The sequence below is a fragment of the Vibrio sp. TMPB1044 genome (assembly GCF_030442075.1).
Lineage (GTDB): Bacteria > Pseudomonadota > Gammaproteobacteria > Enterobacterales > Vibrionaceae > Vibrio > Vibrio satsumensis.
The window spans coordinates 16,207-32,772 of sequence record NZ_JAUJED010000025.1; the positions used below are offsets into that span (position 1 = coordinate 16,207).

The window sequence follows — 16,566 nt, forward strand, 5'->3', positions numbered from 1 at the left end:
TTATTTATTTTGGCACGGTGCCTGCACTACCACTAAGTAGGTATACAAATATTAGGAGTTGAATATGTTTGTAGTTATTTCAGTGGGTTTATCCCTATTAGTACTTGCAGCCCTGTTTCATTTCTCAAGGAAGAGACAAACAGCGCTATCACACAGGTTTGAAACCTTAGTTCTGCTTAGAGAGTTATTGTTGCTATCACGCAAACACCGCGCAGCAACGCATTACGCTCTAGCATATAAATTATCTAGCGACTCGATTCGCAAAGTGAACGAGATTTACGACAACATACTTGAGGTATCTGAGCTGCTTCAATCTCATGTTTCGTTTGATAGTCGCCCTATGTATCGCATCTATCACCTTAAGCTCATTGCCATGCACAGTGACTGGCAAAACCGCAGCTTGGTGCGTAACCAATCGATTCATGGCAAAACAATTCGCCATAGCATGTTCTTGATGGATGAAGTGATGATCATTTGGCTGATTCAGTCTGAACGAGAAGACATGAGCCGTGAGTATCACATGAATTGGCAACAGATCTTAGACTGCATGGAAATCCTGACCAAGTTACGCATGTGCATACCTGATATGGAGAAGCCTGAGGAGTATTTGAGATTCAAATTCTACGCCTCTCAGACACACAGAAAACTCAACCAATTATCGATTATCTGCCCGATTAGCAGTGGGTCACCGGTTTGTACACGAGCGATGCATGCACTTACAGAGATCGCATCAAGCACTGAAGCGACCCAACCAGCAGATAGCATGTACGAATTAACCAGTGATATTTCTAGCGTCGTGTCGCAAGTTTACGACCAAGTATTATCCGACATTACTAGAAGCTTGTATCGACCTTTACCTGACATTAACGAAAAGGCGATAGACACCCGATTATCCGTACATCATTACATGTAAAGACTTCGTGAGAGGAGAGCGTGCTGGAACTCTGAATTATTGAGTTCAAATCCGATATCACCTTTGATATCGGATTTTTGTATTTATATGTTTATGCCTTGTGTACTTGTGTACTTGTGTACTTGTGTACTTAAGATATAACCTCAAACATCCCCAGATTTAATATCGTTAGACCAAGCTCCTGCTGCAAAATCAATAAACTGACGTACAACAGGGAGTTGATAGCTGCGAGATAGATACACTGCCCAAAGCACACTGCTCGGTGAAACAAAGTCTTCCAAAATCCGCTTCAACTTACCATTGGCAATCAATGGATTGGCTAAGTCACACGGTAATCGCACGATCCCTTTGCCATGCTGTGCGGCGCGGGTTAACACCCCAACATCGTTGGCTTTAATGGTGCCAGACACCTCAACCGAATAATGTTGGTTATCCTTAACAAAATCCCACTTAGAGACACTCAAATGGCGAAAGCAATTATGTTGTCGAAGTTCTTCAATCGTTTTAGGTTCACCGTGCTTGTCTAGATAAGCAGCAGATACACACACAACGGAATCGATTTCCATTAGCTTTCTGGCAATTAAGCTTTCATCAGGTTGATCGGTATATCGAAGTGCAATATCTATCCTCTCATCCACCAACTGAGTAAAACGATCCGAAGCAAAGAGTTCTACCGTAATATTTGGATGACGCTCAGTGAACTGCTCGACCACATCCAATAACATGTTTTGAGTTAAACCAATCGGCGCTGCGATTCGAATTGTCCCGGAAAGATCATCGGTTTGATTAAGCGCAGTAACCTCTAGCTCTGCGGTCTCATGGAGTATTTTTTCACAGCGTTGTAATGCGATTTCCCCTGCCGCCGTCAAACTCACCTTTCGAGTTGTTCTATGCAAAAGTCTTTGTTTTAGCCACGCTTCGATCTCTTGAACATGACGTGAAACCTGTAGTCGGCTCATGTCCAAATGCTCAGCTGCCTGAGTGAAACTGGCACAATTTGCGACTTCGACAAAACTGCGCATTGCAGTCAACCTATCCATCACGCTCTCCTTGAACTACTTGCTAGCAAATCAAATCTTATTAGATCACCATATAGATACAATCTACATCATTTTACGATATTTATCGCAACCTAGTGAGCTATTAGACTGCAATGGCTGTCGAGAAAACGACTCAATAAATTAGATAATTGGAGAGACATTATGAAAATTGCAGTATTAGGCGCATCAGGTTGGATTGGTAATCACATTGCTCAAGAAGCTCAATCTCGTGGTCACGACGTGGTTGCTGTCGTAAAAGATGCAAGCCGTGTAGAAATGAACAATGTTGAGGTTCGTTCATTTGATTTACAAGATGAAGCAGCAAGCCTTGCAACCGCACTATCCGGCGTTGATGCAGTAATCACTTCGATTGGCGGACGTGCTTTGGGTAATCACGACATCGTAAAAAGCACAGCAACTAAGCTGCTTGAGACACTGCCAAGCATTGGTATCGAGCGCCTACTTTGGGTTGGCGGTGCAGGTTCATTAGAAGTGGCGCCAAACGTACCGTTAGTGACCGTTCCTGACTTCCCAGCAGATTACAAAAACGAAGCACTAGCACAGGGTGAAGCGCTTGAAGTGTTCAAACAATCTAATGACAAGGTTAACTGGACATTCGTTAGCCCTGCTGCGGAAATCTTCCCGGGCGATAAGCTATCAGCCTACCGCACAGGTGGTGATCAACTGCTCACTGACGAAGATGGCAACAGCAAAATATCCGTCAGCGACTACGCTATCGCGATGATTGATGAACTAGAAGCTGGCAAGTTCCCACGCCAACGTATTGGTGTCGCTTACTAGTCAGCTCACATATAAAAACTAAAAAGCCGCTTGTTCAAAACAATGCGGCTTTCTCATCTTTTTACTGAGCATTCATTTAATCCAATGGCAGATGCCCTGTTTTCACTAGGATAACGGTCTCTTCTTCCACATAAGGAAAATGCTCGCTCATGTGCGGGCTGCGCATCCATGTGTGTTTTGGATACTCGCCATGCTCATCTTTAAAAGTGCCAGACAACACAAAGATCTCTTCACCACCAAAGTGACGATGCGGCTGAAAACGTTCGCCAACGGGCCATTTCACCAAGGCAACATTTTCGTGTTCAAAACCATGCAGTGGCATCACTTGTAAACCACCAATACCCGGAAGCCATTCCGTTTCTTGAGTATTGATACGAACTTGAGTTAAGTCTCTCACATCAAACTGATTAAGCTTAACCAAGATCGTACAGCCATCTTTACTCGATGGAGAGTGCGCACTACCCGGCGGATTACGGATATAAGTGCCTGTTGGGAAATCGCCAGTTTCATCTGAGAACACACCGTCTAACACGAAGATCTCTTCTCCTTGCGGATGTGGGTGTTCGGAGAATGAAGATTGAGGATCGTATTTCACCACGCTAGTCGTGTGACCCGATTCTTTCTCTTCTCTTTCTAGGGGCTTACGCCATACCCCTTTGGCAGGGCTCGCAACCCAATCTAGTTTATCGGTTTCGATAACCAGTCTCTTTGAAAAGTCCATGTTGAACATAATGACGACCTTACTCTTGTTATCGTTTTAATTATTATTGTCTTGCTAATGTCTATTCTACGCGAATAACGAGCTAGGGGGAGACTTCGCTGTTAACTGCTAATTGCTAATTGCTAATTGCTAATTGCTAACAAAGCATCCCCCCATATTGAAAGCTAGGCTTGATTAATTGCGGCCAGCGATCACGCCACCATCAACATCCCAGATTGCGCCCGTTACCCAATCGGCACTGTCTGATAGTAAGAAAGAGATGCTGTTTGCGATGTCTTTCGGCAAACCTACTCGACCAATTGGATGGAAAGCATTGAAGCCTTCTAGCGCTTGATCTACTTCTTCCGGCTTAATGAAAGATTCGTAAATTGGCGTTTTAACTACGGCTGGAGACACCGCATTCACACGAATGTTGTGATCCGCAAGCTCCATCGCCATATGCTGTGTTAAAGCGTGTAGTCCAGCTTTAGCCATTGAGTACGCAGAAGATGGTGTCGCTTTGATTGCTTGCTTACCCCACATAGAACCAACGTTAACCACACTGCCGCCGCCGTTCTTAATCATCAACTTGCTTATCGCTTGAGTGATGAAGAAGGTTGCTTTATTAAGCTGCATGTATTGCTCGTAATCAGATTCTTGGTGCTCAATAAACGCTTTGGGGTTGAAGTAGCCAGCCGCATTAACAAGGTAACCAATACCCTCTTCAAGCGACTCTAGATGCGCAATAAGGTTCGACACACTTGCATCATCATAAAGGTTAGCTTGCCAACCAGAAGCGTGGCCTAATGATTGAAGTTCTGACACCGCTTTATCTAACTTAGCTGGGTTATTGCCGACAACCAATACATGGATGTTTTGAGCGACTAACTGCTTCGCTGTTTCAAAGCCCATGCCGCTTGTGCCACCGATTACTACTGCAATACCATTTTTAGTGAAGTTCATTTTGTTATCTCCTAAGTCATGTGAACGTGGTAATCTTAGGCTTTGAACTAACACTATGAATAGTAAGTACAAATCGGTTAGGTAGGTACTTATTGGTACATCTTTATGAAAAATCAGGAAAACTTTTTTTCAAGAAAATCAGCACCAGAGCGTTCCGCTCGTATGGTGGAAACCATCTACGGCTGTAAATGGTCGCTAACGGTTTACCAATTATTGGCAAATGGTATTAATCGCCCCGGTGAGATGGTGCGCTCGGTCGAAGGGTTATCGACCAAGGTACTGAATGAATGTTTGAAGCGAAATGTTGAGTTCGGGATTTTAGACAAGCAAATGTTCAACGAACTGCCACCAAGAGTTGAGTATCAGGTAACGCCTTTTGGTGAGAAGTTTTTACTGATTCTGGATCAACTGGAAAGCCTGCAAAACGAAATCGACGAAATGTAAGTTCGAGCCAGTCCAATTATTGTCAAAAAACGGAAGACAAAAGAAGGAAGACGGAAGGAAGCACGCAGCGCTTAACTGACTGGCATTTGCTCAAAACGTCCTTTCACAAAATCAATGAAGGTTCGAATTCGGCTTGGTTGATAGCGGTCTCGGTGGTAGATCGCTGAAAAGTCCACTTTAGGCACCACCCAGTCATTAAACACTTGCACTAATTGCCCATCATTGAGTTCTTGCAAGCAATAGATGGTTGGCACACGAATAATCCCGTTACCCGACTTCGCACCTTGTACTAGCACTCGACCATTTTTGCATTGCAACCTTCCAGTCACATGTACATCGAGCGTTTTCTTGGTGTCATCGAGCGCTTGAAAACTCCATTTACGCACCGAACCGGTTAAGCAGTCATGATGGATCAACTCTTTAGGGTGATTAGGCTTTCCTTTGCGAGCAAAATACTCAGGGCTCGCGAGTGTTCCCATCTCTATGTCCAATAGCTTCCTTGCAATAAAGCCCGCGTCTTCAAGGCTTCCCATACGAAATGCAATATCGAAAGCGTCTTCAATCAAGTCGACTCGGTTACTACTGAAATCCAGACTTATACTGATATCGGGATAGAGCTGCATAAACTCATTCACTAGATCCGCAATGATCACCTCCCCCAAATAACCCCCGACACAGTTTACTTTTATGTCGCCACGTACTTCTTCGACATCGTCCACAGCAGCAATCAGCGCTTGGTCTATATTATCTAAGGCTTGTTCACATCTCACGTACAGATCTTGCCCTGCGTGCGTCAGTCTTAAGGTTCGAGTGGTACGGATAAACAACGTCACGCCCATCTGCTTTTCTAGGCTACTCACTTGGCGTGATACGTGGGAGCGCGACACATCAAGCTCCTCCGCTGCTTTGGTAAAGTTACCTAAACGAGCGATAAGCACGAAAGAACGAATATCAGACAGGTTAATTTGATTGAGCATGGTCGCCAGCTTAGTTGTGAGATTTTAAGATGATGAAGTAATAAAATGTACACATTAATTGTTGCACCACAACAACAGTGTTTCAAGTAAAGCGTTATATATCAACAATGCTATTTTCCTTAATATACCTCCATCGCAACGAAGCAAGGCAACAAGCACTTGATTCGAATGCACTTAAACAATACGTCGTAACCACCCGACGCAATAAAAGTACAGAGGAAATAAAATGAAAAAACTAATCGTAATTACAGGTGCAAGCTCTGGTATTGGTGAAGCAATCGCTCGTCGTCTAAGCGATGAAGGTCACCCTCTGCTACTTCTAGCTCGTCGTGTTGACCGCCTTGAAGCGCTTAACCTACCAAACTCTCTATCTGTGAAAGTAGACGTAACAGACAAAGCGTCTTTTGATGCGGCAATCGCACAAGGTGAAGCGAAGTTTGGTCCTGTAGATGCGCTTATCAACAACGCAGGTGCAATGCTTCTTGGTCAAATCGATACTCAAGACGCTCAAGAGTGGAAGACAATGTTCGATGTGAACGTAATTGGTCTTCTAAACGGCATGCAGTCTGTACTTGCTCCGATGATGGAACGCAACACAGGTACTATCATCAACATCAGCTCAATTGCGGGTAAGAAAACATTCCCAAGCCACGCTGCTTACTGTGGTACTAAGTTCGCGGTACACGCTATCTCTGAGAACGTTCGTGAAGAAGTAGCAGCTTCAAATGTTCGTGTTACTACTATCGCACCGGGTGCTGTAGAAACTGAGCTTCTGTCTCACACAACATCTCAAGAGATCAAAGACGGTTACGATTCTTGGAAAGAAGACATGGGCGGTGTATTGGCAGCTGACGATATTGCACGCGCCGTATCATTCGCTTACCAACAACCACAAAACGTTTGTATCCGTGAGATTGCTCTAGCACCAACTAAGCAACAACCATAGAAGCTAATTATCACGCATACCTTTGTGATGCATAAATAGAAAGCGCCACTACTTATTCAGTAGTGGCGCTTTTGTTTTTATTGAGTCTAGCTACAAGCAGTAACCGTGATTAAAACTCAACGCGGTAAACTGATGTGCTACCACTCACTTCGTTGCCAACCGCAATAAAGTGGTTACCAGAGCGAGTGAAATACTTGATTGACTCTGGGCCTAGGTCACCCGCTTTTGAGTTGTAAGTATCGTTGTCGCAATCACCGTCTTCATCAACTTTGGTACACACTGGTTGTGTAAAGTCTCGGTTGTTCAAGTAACTGATGAAACTCGCGTTTTTAGGCTGTGTTACGTCGTAAACCATGATACCACCTTGGCGCTCAAGACCAATAAAGGCATACTGCTTACCGTTAATCTCAGCCACTTCGATAGCCTCAGGTTCAACCCCTTTGTCATCGCTGCGATCGTCACCACTTTGGTTGTTATCATTGGTGCTGTTGAAGTTTGCAGGATCTTGATCAAGAACGATTCGAGCGAAATCATCGCCGCTATCAAACACTAACTCGCCAGATTCATCCCAAATAGAGAAAGAACGGCTACCGAATGCTTGAACTTTTTGGTCAGCAGCAAGTGTTCCTTGTGGCTTAATCACCTTAAGACGAGCCAGTTGTTTGTTGTCTTTCAATGCACCAGCCAATGGGTGGTTAGCATCAACATCTAGCTTCTTGCCACGTACTTCATCAATATAAGCGATACAAAAGTCTTTTTCTGTGGTGTAGTTTTCAGTGCCTTTATAGTCATCACCATCCCACTCAAAGCCTTTATCATCACACACTTTTTGCGTTGTCTTGATGCCATACTCGCGGCCATCACCTTCGTTCGCCGTCACGATGTAGGTGTTGCCATCAACACTGTAGCTAGTGATGCTGTCTGGCATGTAAAGTCCTTCTAACATTGCGTAGCTTTGCAGATTGCCGATGTTTTTGTCTTTGTTTGATGCATCCAATTGAGCGGTATCCCAAGGTTTGCCGCCTAATCCAAGAATCGCATCCACCTCTGCGGTTTCTACATCAATAGCTGCTAGCGCATTGTTCTCTTGCAGGGCAACATAGAGTTTGCCGTAATTAGCAAACGTCAGGTATTCCGGCTCTAGATCTTGAGCAACGGTAGCATTCGGAGCCGAGATTCGAACCTTGTCGGTCAGTTCTGCATGGCGAGGCTGACCTTGATTGAATGCCTTGAAATCAATTTGAGTCACTTTTGCTTGTAAAGGACCATTAGCTAAATCAACCAGCGTCACAGAGCCTTCCGGATCAATGCTGTAATCCGCATTCGGCTCACCTTCGTTTGCTGATGCGATGTAACGGCCGTCTTTCGAGAAGCTCACCATGTCTGGCAATGCGCCAGCAGCGTATGTGGTAATCAACTCTAGTGTATCTGAGCGATAAAGCGCAATTATGCCATTTTGTTGCTTGTCAGCATTTTCGATCGCGACAGCAACTAAGCCCTGATGAGTCGATACACTGTTCGCAGCACCGATATTAATACCCGAAGCTGCAGCGGCTGATTGAAGGTCGATAGAGCCCTCAGATGTCGGTGCGCTATCGGCATTCATCGATAACACATCGACTTTCTGCGCTTGAGCGTTAACCACATAAAGCTTATCGGTACATGAATCGTAGCTGACGATTTCGGCTGCAGAAGTATCAAACGGGGCGTCTGCAATAGAGCTACCCACCAGAATAAGCCCAGTTACCACAGCATCGTTCGCGATAGGTTTCTGGATGGATTGGCATTGAAGGCTAAAAGCATCAAGTGATGTTTGAGATGATGTTGCAGGCTTTGAAGTTGATTGAGAACAACCAACGAGAGCCGAGCTTACTGCGATAGGTAGTAATAAAGTCAGCTTATTAAATTTACGATTCATATATCCTCCATAATTTGAATCGCGATCATAGAGGCCGCTTATGACAGTTATCTTTACCTTTTGTTAACAATAGGTGACGACAATCGGTTCCACTTACCTATAACAACAGCAAGTTGGAATGAGCGTTTCATTAACAAGCAAGCAAAAAAAAGCGCCCAAGCTGGCTGGTGCTTGAGCGCCTTTAGTAAACTGAATAGGTGGGTTAGAAGTTGTAACCACCACCGATCATGAATACCCATGGGTCTATATCAACGTCTGTTTTGAACGTGTCTGTAGCCGTTTTGTATGTCGCTGTAGTACCGATGTCTGCGTACCAAACCGATGCGTTTAGGAACCAGTCCTCATTGATCATGTAGTCAATACCAATGTTTGCAGCAAGGCCCCAAGAATCATCCAAAGACACATCCGTTAGGCCTGCATTTTTGCCGTTAGCATTCAATCCTTCGTCAAAGAACACAGTGTAGTTGATGCCCGCACCTACGTAAGGACGGAAGTCGCTGTTCGCTTCACCAAAGTAATATTGAACCATGAACGTTGGCGGAAGGTGTTTAGTATCAGCAATTTTGCCTAGACCGTTGACAGAAATGCTATGAGAAAATGGGCTTGCAGCTAGGACTTCAAAACTGATGTTGTCAGTGAACATGTAACCGAAAGTTAGACCAAGTTGAGTATTAGAATCAACTGAGAATTCTAGGTCAGGATTGTTAAGTACAGCGTCACTGCTGTCGTTTGGAGATACCGTTGCTGCACCTGCACGGATGATGAAATCACCTTCTTTATGAGCAAGAACATTCGTTGACATAAGAGCCGCAATAACCGCAATACCACATACTGTTTTTTTCATTATTATTTCCTTTTGAGGGCTTATTCTTTATTGGTGAATGAGTAATCATTTCTTATTTTGCGTGCAAGGTAACATACAATAACCCTACTTTATTGATGGAAATCAATTTGTGAAAGGTTATGATTATTTGTGTAAATTTATATCGACCCGATCACTTTATTTCTTCATTTTATTGACAGTTTTGTAATGCAACTTTTCCGTGCATCATTTTGTTAATGATGCCTTTTCACTTTGCTCTAATCTCTTTGGATCAAAATAGAGCAACCCAACATCCCGTACGCATCAATTTGGTGCAGTCTCGCAGAGTTCATTATCACCTCGTTTAATATTCAATGAGTTACATTTGGCGTGGTGCTTGCAAGTCTATGTTCATAATCATAAATACATTGAGGTTCTGACTATGCAAGACACTCTAACAATCGTTCTGGCCGGCGGTGTTGGCTCTCGGCTTTCCCCCCTCACCGATAACCGCGCAAAACCTGCGGTCCCGTTTGGTGGCAAATATCGAATCATCGATTTCACACTAGCGAACTGCTTGCATTCTGGGCTTCGCCAAATACTGGTGCTGACTCAGTACAAGTCTCACTCTTTGCAAAAACACTTACGTGATGGTTGGTCGGTGCTTAACCCCGAGCTCGGCGAATACATCACCAATGTTCCCCCGCAAATGCGAACAGGTGACAGCTGGTATAGCGGCACGGCCGATGCGATTTATCAAAACTTGTATTTGCTGTCTCGTAGTGAAGCTAAGCATGTAGTGGTGTTATCTGGCGACCATATCTATCGCATGGATTACGCCCCAATGCTCAAGCAACATAAGCAGAATGAAGCCGACTTAACGGTAGCCTGTATGGAGGTGTCGATTGATGAAGCTAAAGAGTTTGGCGTGATGGAAATTAACGAATCGCATCAGATAAATAACTTCACAGAGAAACCACGTTACCCTGCATGTGTACCTGGTAGGCCGACACGAAGCATGGCTTCAATGGGGATTTACATCTTTGATAAAGAAATACTGACACAGGCATTATTGGCGGATGCAGAAGATCCGAACTCAAGCCACGATTTTGGTAAAGACATCATTCCTAAATTGGTCGGCAACAACAGTGTTTACGCTTACAAATTTGGTGATGAAGAAGGACGCGTAACCCAAGATGCTTACTGGAGAGATGTGGGTACGATCGACTCTTATTACCAATCGAATATGGACCTGTTGAAACCGGCCTCACCTATCGATTTGTACCAACCAGATTGGGCAATTCGTACCTATGAGCCGCAACTCCCGCCCGCACGAACCATTGCTTCGGTCGAAGGTAACCAAGGGATCTTCATCAATTCAATGATCGCGAATGGCGTAGTGATTGAAGGTGGTTCAGCGCAAAACTCCATCTTCTTCCCGAAGGTAAAAGTGAACAATGCGGCGATTGTGATTGATAGTATCCTGTTTGAAGATGTTGAGATTGGAAAAAATTGCCACATACAAAACTGCATCATCGATAAGAATGTTAAGGTGCCTGACGGAACCCAGATCGGTGTTGATAGCCTTGCCGATGCGAAACACTTCCACATATCAAAACAAGGCGTGATTGTGGTGCCATCTTCTTATGAGTTTAATGAGTCTTAACTCTAATACTGGTCACTCAACATTCTTCAGTAACAACCCCTTTACCTACAAAAAAGCGCCCCATAAAAACAGGGCGCTTTTCTAAATTGAATCGAACTACTTAGGTGCTAACTCGTAGTTTTCTTGCATCTCATGAGGGGCAATCCCGTACTCATAATCCCCTAAGTAGCCATCCTTATAGACCTTCATTCCATTCTCATCCCAGCTCACTTTGATCATCGCTGTATTGCCATCTTCACTGCCTAACAGCTCAAGCATTTCTGCATCAATCTTAATGGCTTTGATGGTTTTAATACGCTTAAACGGCTTGAACTCAGTGGTCGACGTTGGCAGTGAGCCATAGCTACTGATCCACGTCTCTTTGGGCACCAACCATTGGTTGAAAACATCATCAACAATCGCTTTCGGCATGCTTGCAATAACCACATCGTCTGTCATTACATTATTGGTTTCTAAACTGTAACCACCCTTTCCATCTGAAACGTAGGTAGGAAAATCATCGCCAATTTCAGAATCAGCAGGCAAACGGCCTAACGTCACCGACTTCTTAACGTAAAGTTCTGCAGTTTCAAATTGCTGCATGATCTCCGGAATTTTCTGAAACTCAACAGGTGCAGCGAAAGCATTAAAGGCAAAAGAAAGTGAAGCCGCGATCGCAGAAAATTTAACAGGCATTTTCATGGTAACGAATCCAAGTTTAACGAAGGCGTTAGAGTACCCCGCACTAACAAATACCTCAATTAACCACTGCAGCCTATATTAGTAATTGTGATAATGAGTGACGAAATCATCAGTAGTTAGTGTGTTACTAGGATCTATTTGAGTTTAGAGACAAACCTCAATATGAAGTGGGCTGCTGAGTGTCTATAAATTAAAGTCTATCGGTAACTTATTTATCAAAAACGAAAGAGGTTAGCCAAGTGACAAGTTCGGAATTATAAAACCGATAAAGAGAGATTCACTGGAATTGAGCGCTACGTTAGAGCAAATTATCAAGGATGGAGTATTTTTGAACATGTCTCGAAAACACGAAACATAATATGCGATCAGTTATTCGGACTTTCAAGGGAGGAAGGAGAGATTATTTGATAACACTGAAGTCAATCACACATGTGTACTTTCTCTATTGGTTAATCTATCCGATGTTTGCTACGTTTAAATGACACAGTCATTGGAAAGGTATGATTTATGAAAATAAACGTTCAAACACATCACGTATCAATTAACGACGACTCACGTAAAGACATCGAAGGTAAATTCGAAAAGATATCTAACCATTTTCCATCACTGATTAGCTGCGACATCATCATTACAAAAGAACATGGTCAACATCAGGTTGAAGTATTCACCAACTACGAAGGTGTACGAGTAACAGCAAAATCTACAGACGATGTTATGTACCCAGCTATCGCTTCAGCACTCAAGAAACTTGAAGCAGGCCTAAGTAACCGTAAGGGACAATTGAAAGCCGACCTACACGAGAAACCAACAAGCACCAAGCCAGAGATTGCTTCGGACATCATCCAAGAGATGAAACTGGTATAATTACTCAAGTAGCTCGAGCTTACTAACGAATAGAAGCTTATCAAGAATTGCAAAGCCAGCACACGTTGCTGGCTTTTTCGATCTAAAAGCCAAATAATTATTCCCTCTTTGCTCCTCTCGAACTTAGAGCAAACCCACATCATTTTTGATTCCGTTAAGTTCTTAGCAGCTATAACAATCACTTGTAGTATTTGATACAGTTATAAACTGAAATTTAGACCACAACGGAGTGTTTATTATGAAAAAAATCGCGCTAATTGTATTTCTGGCAACTCAACTAATGGCTTGTACAGAAGTGGGCAGTGAAGCTTGGTGTGCCGATATGAAAGAAAAGCCGAAAGGTGACTGGACAGCCAATGAAGCCGGTGATTTTGCTAAGCATTGTGTTTTCTAAACACTGCTAAGCGTTAATTGACGACACTAAGTGAAAGACGTGCAACGACGAACTGAGCACTCCACGCAACACAATAACCCCGAATAAGTGAGTTTGAGGATGGAACACCAACTAAGTAATGACTGGAAACGTATCGAATGGCTATTAACCGACGTTGACGACACCCTTACTTGGCAAGGCTCATTGCCTCCAGAAACCCTAATTGCATTACAAAAACTACGAGATAATGGAATTAAGGTGGTCGCGGTGACGGGCGCCTGTGCAGGTTGGTGTGATCATATTGCGCAGCTTTGGCCTGTCGATGCAGTACTTGGAGAGAACGGCGCTTTCTTACTAGAGAAACAAGATAATGCATTACAGCTCTCATTTGAAACGCCGCTAGAGCAAGTACGCCAGAATCAAGCCAAACTCAAACAACAAGTTGAAGCTATCTTGCTGAGTTACCCAGACCTATCCCTAACTCTGGATCAATCTTACCGCTTGTGCGAGGTCGCAATTGATATCGGCCAAAACCGTAAGCCTGTTGATCCTGAAATAGTGCAAGCGGTACTCGAAAGAATACACGCTTTAGGTGCGTACGCAACGGCAAGTTCGATTCATATCAACGCTTGGTATGGCGAACACTCAAAGAAAAACGCAGTGCACCGGTTTCTGACTAATAAAGGCTTATCGCTCGAACAAATCCACAATCAAGCCTGCTATGTCGGCGATTCAATGAATGATCAGCAGATGTTCGAATCACTTCCACTTACCGTTGGCGTGGCAAACATTAAGCATTATTGGGATAAACTAGAGTATCATCCAAGCAAGGTCATGTCGCAGCCTGGTGGCTATGGGTTTGCAGAATTTGTGGATGCGCTACTGGCAGTTAAAAAGCTAACCCCTTAAAAACGAGTTACGCCCTTCTAACAAGGTCTCAGGTCACTCAATAGACATAAAAAAACGACCGCTAGGTAGACCGAAGTACCTAGGGTCGTTTGAGCTTCAAAATGCTAGATAAGCTCTTAACTTTGACGCATCACACAAAACACGCTGCATTGCACCATCTGTCTAAATAAGCTTGTTACGGATGTGGATCACCGCCGCTTCTGCAACGATAACCACTGCAAAAATACTCACCAATACCATCGACACTTTTTGCCACTCGAAAAGGTTCTGCGCATCGTTTAGCACCACACCAATACCACCAGCGCCCACCAAACCTAGTACCGCAGACTCACGCACGTTGATGTCCCAACGGAATAACACGATTGAGTAGAACGCAGGCATCACTTGTGGCCAATACCCTTTCAGCAGAATACTCATCCACGAAGCGCCCGTTGCGCGTAAAGCTTCAATAGGCCCCATGTTCACTTCGGCAATGGCTTCCGCTAACAGCTTCCCTACAAAGCCGATACTGCGAATTGCAATTGCCATGATGCCTGCGAGAACACCGGGGCCAAACAGTGCGATAAACAGTAGTGCCCATACCAATGAATTCACGGAACGTGAAGACACGAGGAAGAATTGAGCAACCCAGTTCAACGCTTTATTTGGAGTAATGTTTGGTGCATTCAACAACGCCAAAGGAATCGCAAACACCAAAGTAAACAGTGTGCCCAACGTCGCGATATGTAAGGTTTCAATCATTGCAGCGTGGATCGATTCTGGGTAGAAGCCGTAGTCCATTGGCACCATTCGCTCGAACATATCCGCAAATTGAGCGGGCGCGTCATAAAGGAACTCAGGAATCACTTCCACCGTCTGCCAAGACCACACGATGGCACACACAAGACTAAGGTAAACGGCAAATCGAGCCACACGTTCGTTGGGTGTAAAGCGCTGCCACTCTCTATCGATAGATGCAGTTGTCATTAGAAGATTCTCCTAACAATGTTGGAAAGAAATTCACCGACCAGAATCAGTGCGATAATGGTGATCAAGATAGCGGCAACGAAGTCGTAATCGAAACGTTGGAAGGCAGAGAAAAGTGTCCCGCCAAGGCCGCCCGCACCTACGATGCCCACCATGGTTGAGTTACGTAAATTCGAGTCCAACTGGTAGCTAGCGAAGCCAATAAAACGAGTAAACACCTGCGGCATCACGGCATACAGAATCACACTGATGAAGTTAGCGCCGGTCGCTTTAATTGCTTCAACCGGTTTAAAAGAAATCTCCTCAATCGCTTCTGCAAACAACTTGGCGATAAAGCCAATCGATGCGAACACCAAGGTCAAGATCCCAGCCAGAGCACCAAAGCCCACCGCTTTCACAAACAAGATGGCGATGATCACTGGGTGAAAAGAACGGCACAATGCAATAAAACCACGGATTGGTGTTGATACAATTGACGGCATCATGTTTCTCGCTGCAAGCAAGCCTAAAAATAGCGAGATAACGATGCCGAAGAAACTTGAGATAATCGCGATCTGTAAGCTCTCTGCTAAACCACTTAACAGCAAACTAGTACGCGAAAAATCAGGCGGAAACATTCTAGATAGTAATCGCTCACTTTCACCAAAGCCGATGATCAAACGATCAAACGTTAGCCCTAATGTCGAAAAGCTGTAGAACAGGTAAGCAATAATGCCAGCGATAATCACACGGTTCGTCCATGACACCTTGAACGGGTTTTCGTGCTTCGCTGGCGACTGGTTTGACGGTACGCTTGGCGATGAACTTGGGTTTAATCCAGCCATGATTCACCCCCATAGATAATTTTTAGATCTTCCTCAGAAATACCTTCAGGGCTACCGTCATAATGTACCTTACCATTACACATGCCAATGATACGTTTAGCATAACGCTTAGCTAGGTTCACATCGTGAATGTTCACCAATACTGGAATATTTTTCTGCTCAGCGAAAGTTTCCATCAACTCCATGATCTCAACCGCAGTTTTTGGGTCGAGTGATGACGTTGGTTCGTCAGCAAGAAGAATGTAAGGGTCTTGCATCACCGCACGAGCGATACCGACACGCTGTCTTTGCCCGCCAGACAAGCTGTCAGCACGTTGGTTAGCAAAGTCTTGCAGGCCAACAAATTCCAGTAACTCAAACGCTTTTGCTAAATCTTCAGCTGAGTAATTACGACGCCACGCATTCCAAGCGGTCATGTAACCCAGACGACCACTCAACACGTTCTCGATAACCGTTAAACGCTCTACCAAGTTGTACTCTTGAAATACCATGCCGATATGACGGCGCTGTTTACGAAGTGCTTGGCCTTTTAGTTGAGTCAGGTCTGCGCCATCAAAAATAATCTCCCCTTGGCTTGGGTCGTTAAGGCGGTTGATACAGCGTAGAAGTGTACTTTTACCTGTACCGGATGGGCCGATAATCGCGATAATGCCTGGCTCATCGATATCAATATTAATGCCTTTAAGGATTGGCTTGCCTGCCACATATTCGTGGAAAAGGTTGTTGATCTTTATTCCTTCATAGCTTGCTACGGCCATACTGCATTTCCTTGTGCGAAT

General features: G+C 44.2%; 18 protein-coding genes. 8 read left to right on the top strand and 10 right to left on the bottom strand.

What is annotated here, in order from left to right; translation table 11 throughout:
- Nucleotides 1-64 precede the first annotated feature (64 nt).
- Entirely contained in the window at nucleotides 65-913 is an 849-nt protein-coding gene (locus QQ041_RS18160; RefSeq protein ID WP_285954702.1) for a hypothetical protein, read from the top strand.
- A 143-nt stretch (nucleotides 914-1,056) separates the two neighbouring features.
- Here QQ041_RS18160 and QQ041_RS18165 read toward each other — a convergent pair whose 3' ends face one another.
- Entirely contained in the window at nucleotides 1,057-1,953 is an 897-nt protein-coding gene (locus QQ041_RS18165; protein WP_285954703.1) for a LysR family transcriptional regulator, read from the bottom strand.
- Nucleotides 1,954-2,115: 162 nt separating this feature from the next.
- On the opposite strand from QQ041_RS18165, the gene QQ041_RS18170 reads away from it, so the two are divergent.
- Nucleotides 2,116-2,754, top strand: a complete 639-nt coding sequence (locus QQ041_RS18170; RefSeq protein ID WP_285954704.1) for an NAD(P)-dependent oxidoreductase — start codon at nucleotides 2,116-2,118, stop codon at nucleotides 2,752-2,754.
- 76 nt (nucleotides 2,755-2,830) lie between these two features.
- Here QQ041_RS18170 and QQ041_RS18175 read toward each other — a convergent pair whose 3' ends face one another.
- Nucleotides 2,831-3,484: a cupin domain-containing protein gene (locus tag QQ041_RS18175; protein ID WP_285954705.1), complete on the bottom strand. Its 654-nt coding sequence runs from the start codon at nucleotides 3,482-3,484 to the stop codon at nucleotides 2,831-2,833.
- A gap of 165 nt (nucleotides 3,485-3,649) precedes the next feature.
- Entirely contained in the window at nucleotides 3,650-4,417 is a 768-nt protein-coding gene (locus QQ041_RS18180) for an SDR family NAD(P)-dependent oxidoreductase (RefSeq protein ID WP_086714284.1), read from the bottom strand.
- 105 nt (nucleotides 4,418-4,522) lie between these two features.
- Between QQ041_RS18180 and QQ041_RS18185 the strand changes: the two genes are divergently transcribed.
- Nucleotides 4,523-4,861 (top strand): helix-turn-helix domain-containing protein, encoded by a 339-nt coding sequence (locus tag QQ041_RS18185; protein WP_004741127.1) that lies wholly within the window; start codon nucleotides 4,523-4,525, stop codon nucleotides 4,859-4,861.
- 71 nt (nucleotides 4,862-4,932) lie between these two features.
- Here the strand turns inward: QQ041_RS18185 and QQ041_RS18190 are convergent, their stop codons facing one another.
- A complete protein-coding gene (locus QQ041_RS18190) occupies nucleotides 4,933-5,838 on the bottom strand; it encodes a LysR family transcriptional regulator (RefSeq protein ID WP_285954706.1) in 906 nt (301 codons plus the stop codon).
- Between the two features lie 226 nt (nucleotides 5,839-6,064).
- Here QQ041_RS18190 and QQ041_RS18195 point away from each other — a divergent pair, with 226 nt between their 5' ends.
- Nucleotides 6,065-6,784: an SDR family oxidoreductase gene (locus QQ041_RS18195; protein WP_010433036.1), complete on the top strand. Its 720-nt coding sequence runs from the start codon at nucleotides 6,065-6,067 to the stop codon at nucleotides 6,782-6,784.
- 109 nt (nucleotides 6,785-6,893) lie between these two features.
- Here the strand turns inward: QQ041_RS18195 and QQ041_RS18200 are convergent, their stop codons facing one another.
- Together QQ041_RS18200 and ompW are read right to left on the bottom strand one after the other, a co-directional pair.
- A complete protein-coding gene (locus QQ041_RS18200) occupies nucleotides 6,894-8,702 on the bottom strand; it encodes a choice-of-anchor I family protein (RefSeq protein WP_285954707.1) in 1,809 nt (602 codons plus the stop codon).
- Nucleotides 8,703-8,904: 202 nt separating this feature from the next.
- On the bottom strand, nucleotides 8,905-9,546 hold the full coding sequence (ompW, locus tag QQ041_RS18205) for an outer membrane protein OmpW (protein WP_146490355.1): 642 nt from the start codon (nucleotides 9,544-9,546) through the stop codon (nucleotides 8,905-8,907).
- A gap of 400 nt (nucleotides 9,547-9,946) precedes the next feature.
- On the opposite strand from ompW, the gene glgC reads away from it, so the two are divergent.
- Entirely contained in the window at nucleotides 9,947-11,170 is a 1,224-nt protein-coding gene (gene glgC / locus QQ041_RS18210) for a glucose-1-phosphate adenylyltransferase (RefSeq protein WP_285954708.1), read from the top strand.
- Between the two features lie 96 nt (nucleotides 11,171-11,266).
- Here the strand turns inward: glgC and QQ041_RS18215 are convergent, their stop codons facing one another.
- A complete protein-coding gene (locus QQ041_RS18215; protein WP_285954709.1) occupies nucleotides 11,267-11,851 on the bottom strand; it encodes a hypothetical protein in 585 nt (194 codons plus the stop codon).
- Between the two features lie 507 nt (nucleotides 11,852-12,358).
- Here QQ041_RS18215 and raiA point away from each other — a divergent pair.
- The 3 genes from raiA (at nucleotide 12,359) to QQ041_RS18230 (ending at nucleotide 13,997) form a co-directional block, all read left to right on the top strand.
- Nucleotides 12,359-12,715, top strand: a complete 357-nt coding sequence (raiA, locus tag QQ041_RS18220) for a ribosome-associated translation inhibitor RaiA (protein WP_146490352.1) — start codon at nucleotides 12,359-12,361, stop codon at nucleotides 12,713-12,715.
- Nucleotides 12,716-12,953: 238 nt separating this feature from the next.
- Nucleotides 12,954-13,109, top strand: coding sequence for a DUF3012 domain-containing protein (locus QQ041_RS18225; protein WP_081090158.1), 156 nt, complete (start codon nucleotides 12,954-12,956; stop codon nucleotides 13,107-13,109).
- A 99-nt stretch (nucleotides 13,110-13,208) separates the two neighbouring features.
- Nucleotides 13,209-13,997 carry an HAD-IIB family hydrolase gene (locus tag QQ041_RS18230; RefSeq protein WP_146490351.1) on the top strand — a complete coding sequence of 263 codons (789 nt, stop codon included), beginning with the start codon at nucleotides 13,209-13,211 and terminating at the stop codon, nucleotides 13,995-13,997.
- 162 nt (nucleotides 13,998-14,159) lie between these two features.
- Here the strand turns inward: QQ041_RS18230 and phnE (QQ041_RS18235) are convergent, their stop codons facing one another.
- The 3 genes from phnE (QQ041_RS18235) to phnC are packed head-to-tail and all read right to left on the bottom strand — an operon-like array spanning nucleotide 14,160 to nucleotide 16,545.
- Complete coding sequence (gene phnE, locus QQ041_RS18235; protein WP_146490350.1) at nucleotides 14,160-14,963, bottom strand: phosphonate ABC transporter, permease protein PhnE; 804 nt, start codon at nucleotides 14,961-14,963, stop codon at nucleotides 14,160-14,162.
- Nucleotides 14,963-15,787: a phosphonate ABC transporter, permease protein PhnE gene (phnE, locus tag QQ041_RS18240; RefSeq protein ID WP_285954710.1), complete on the bottom strand. Its 825-nt coding sequence runs from the start codon at nucleotides 15,785-15,787 to the stop codon at nucleotides 14,963-14,965. Before phnE (QQ041_RS18240) ends, phnE (QQ041_RS18235) begins: the two co-directional genes overlap by 1 nt.
- Nucleotides 15,775-16,545 (bottom strand): phosphonate ABC transporter ATP-binding protein, encoded by a 771-nt coding sequence (phnC, locus tag QQ041_RS18245; RefSeq protein WP_060981091.1) that lies wholly within the window; start codon nucleotides 16,543-16,545, stop codon nucleotides 15,775-15,777. Before phnC ends, phnE (QQ041_RS18240) begins: the two co-directional genes overlap by 13 nt.
- Nucleotides 16,546-16,566 lie beyond the last annotated feature (21 nt).

Bases quoted from the DNA above. Each gene is read 5' to 3' on its own strand.
- QQ041_RS18160 (WP_285954702.1), top strand. From the start codon at position 65: ATGTTTGTAGTTATTTCAGTGGGTTTATCCCTATTAGTACTTGCAGCC.
- QQ041_RS18165 (WP_285954703.1), bottom strand. From the start codon at position 1,953: ATGGATAGGTTGACTGCAATGCGCAGTTTTGTCGAAGTCGCAAATTGT.
- QQ041_RS18170 (WP_285954704.1), top strand. From the start codon at position 2,116: ATGAAAATTGCAGTATTAGGCGCATCAGGTTGGATTGGTAATCACATT.
- QQ041_RS18175 (WP_285954705.1), bottom strand. From the start codon at position 3,484: ATGTTCAACATGGACTTTTCAAAGAGACTGGTTATCGAAACCGATAAA.
- QQ041_RS18180 (WP_086714284.1), bottom strand. From the start codon at position 4,417: ATGAACTTCACTAAAAATGGTATTGCAGTAGTAATCGGTGGCACAAGC.
- QQ041_RS18185 (WP_004741127.1), top strand. From the start codon at position 4,523: ATGAAAAATCAGGAAAACTTTTTTTCAAGAAAATCAGCACCAGAGCGT.
- QQ041_RS18190 (WP_285954706.1), bottom strand. From the start codon at position 5,838: ATGCTCAATCAAATTAACCTGTCTGATATTCGTTCTTTCGTGCTTATC.
- QQ041_RS18195 (WP_010433036.1), top strand. From the start codon at position 6,065: ATGAAAAAACTAATCGTAATTACAGGTGCAAGCTCTGGTATTGGTGAA.
- QQ041_RS18200 (WP_285954707.1), bottom strand. From the start codon at position 8,702: ATGAATCGTAAATTTAATAAGCTGACTTTATTACTACCTATCGCAGTA.
- ompW (WP_146490355.1), bottom strand. From the start codon at position 9,546: ATGAAAAAAACAGTATGTGGTATTGCGGTTATTGCGGCTCTTATGTCA.
- glgC (WP_285954708.1), top strand. From the start codon at position 9,947: ATGCAAGACACTCTAACAATCGTTCTGGCCGGCGGTGTTGGCTCTCGG.
- QQ041_RS18215 (WP_285954709.1), bottom strand. From the start codon at position 11,851: ATGAAAATGCCTGTTAAATTTTCTGCGATCGCGGCTTCACTTTCTTTT.
- raiA (WP_146490352.1), top strand. From the start codon at position 12,359: ATGAAAATAAACGTTCAAACACATCACGTATCAATTAACGACGACTCA.
- QQ041_RS18225 (WP_081090158.1), top strand. From the start codon at position 12,954: ATGAAAAAAATCGCGCTAATTGTATTTCTGGCAACTCAACTAATGGCT.
- QQ041_RS18230 (WP_146490351.1), top strand. From the start codon at position 13,209: ATGGAACACCAACTAAGTAATGACTGGAAACGTATCGAATGGCTATTA.
- phnE (WP_146490350.1), bottom strand. From the start codon at position 14,963: ATGACAACTGCATCTATCGATAGAGAGTGGCAGCGCTTTACACCCAAC.
- phnE (WP_285954710.1), bottom strand. From the start codon at position 15,787: ATGGCTGGATTAAACCCAAGTTCATCGCCAAGCGTACCGTCAAACCAG.
- phnC (WP_060981091.1), bottom strand. From the start codon at position 16,545: ATGGCCGTAGCAAGCTATGAAGGAATAAAGATCAACAACCTTTTCCAC.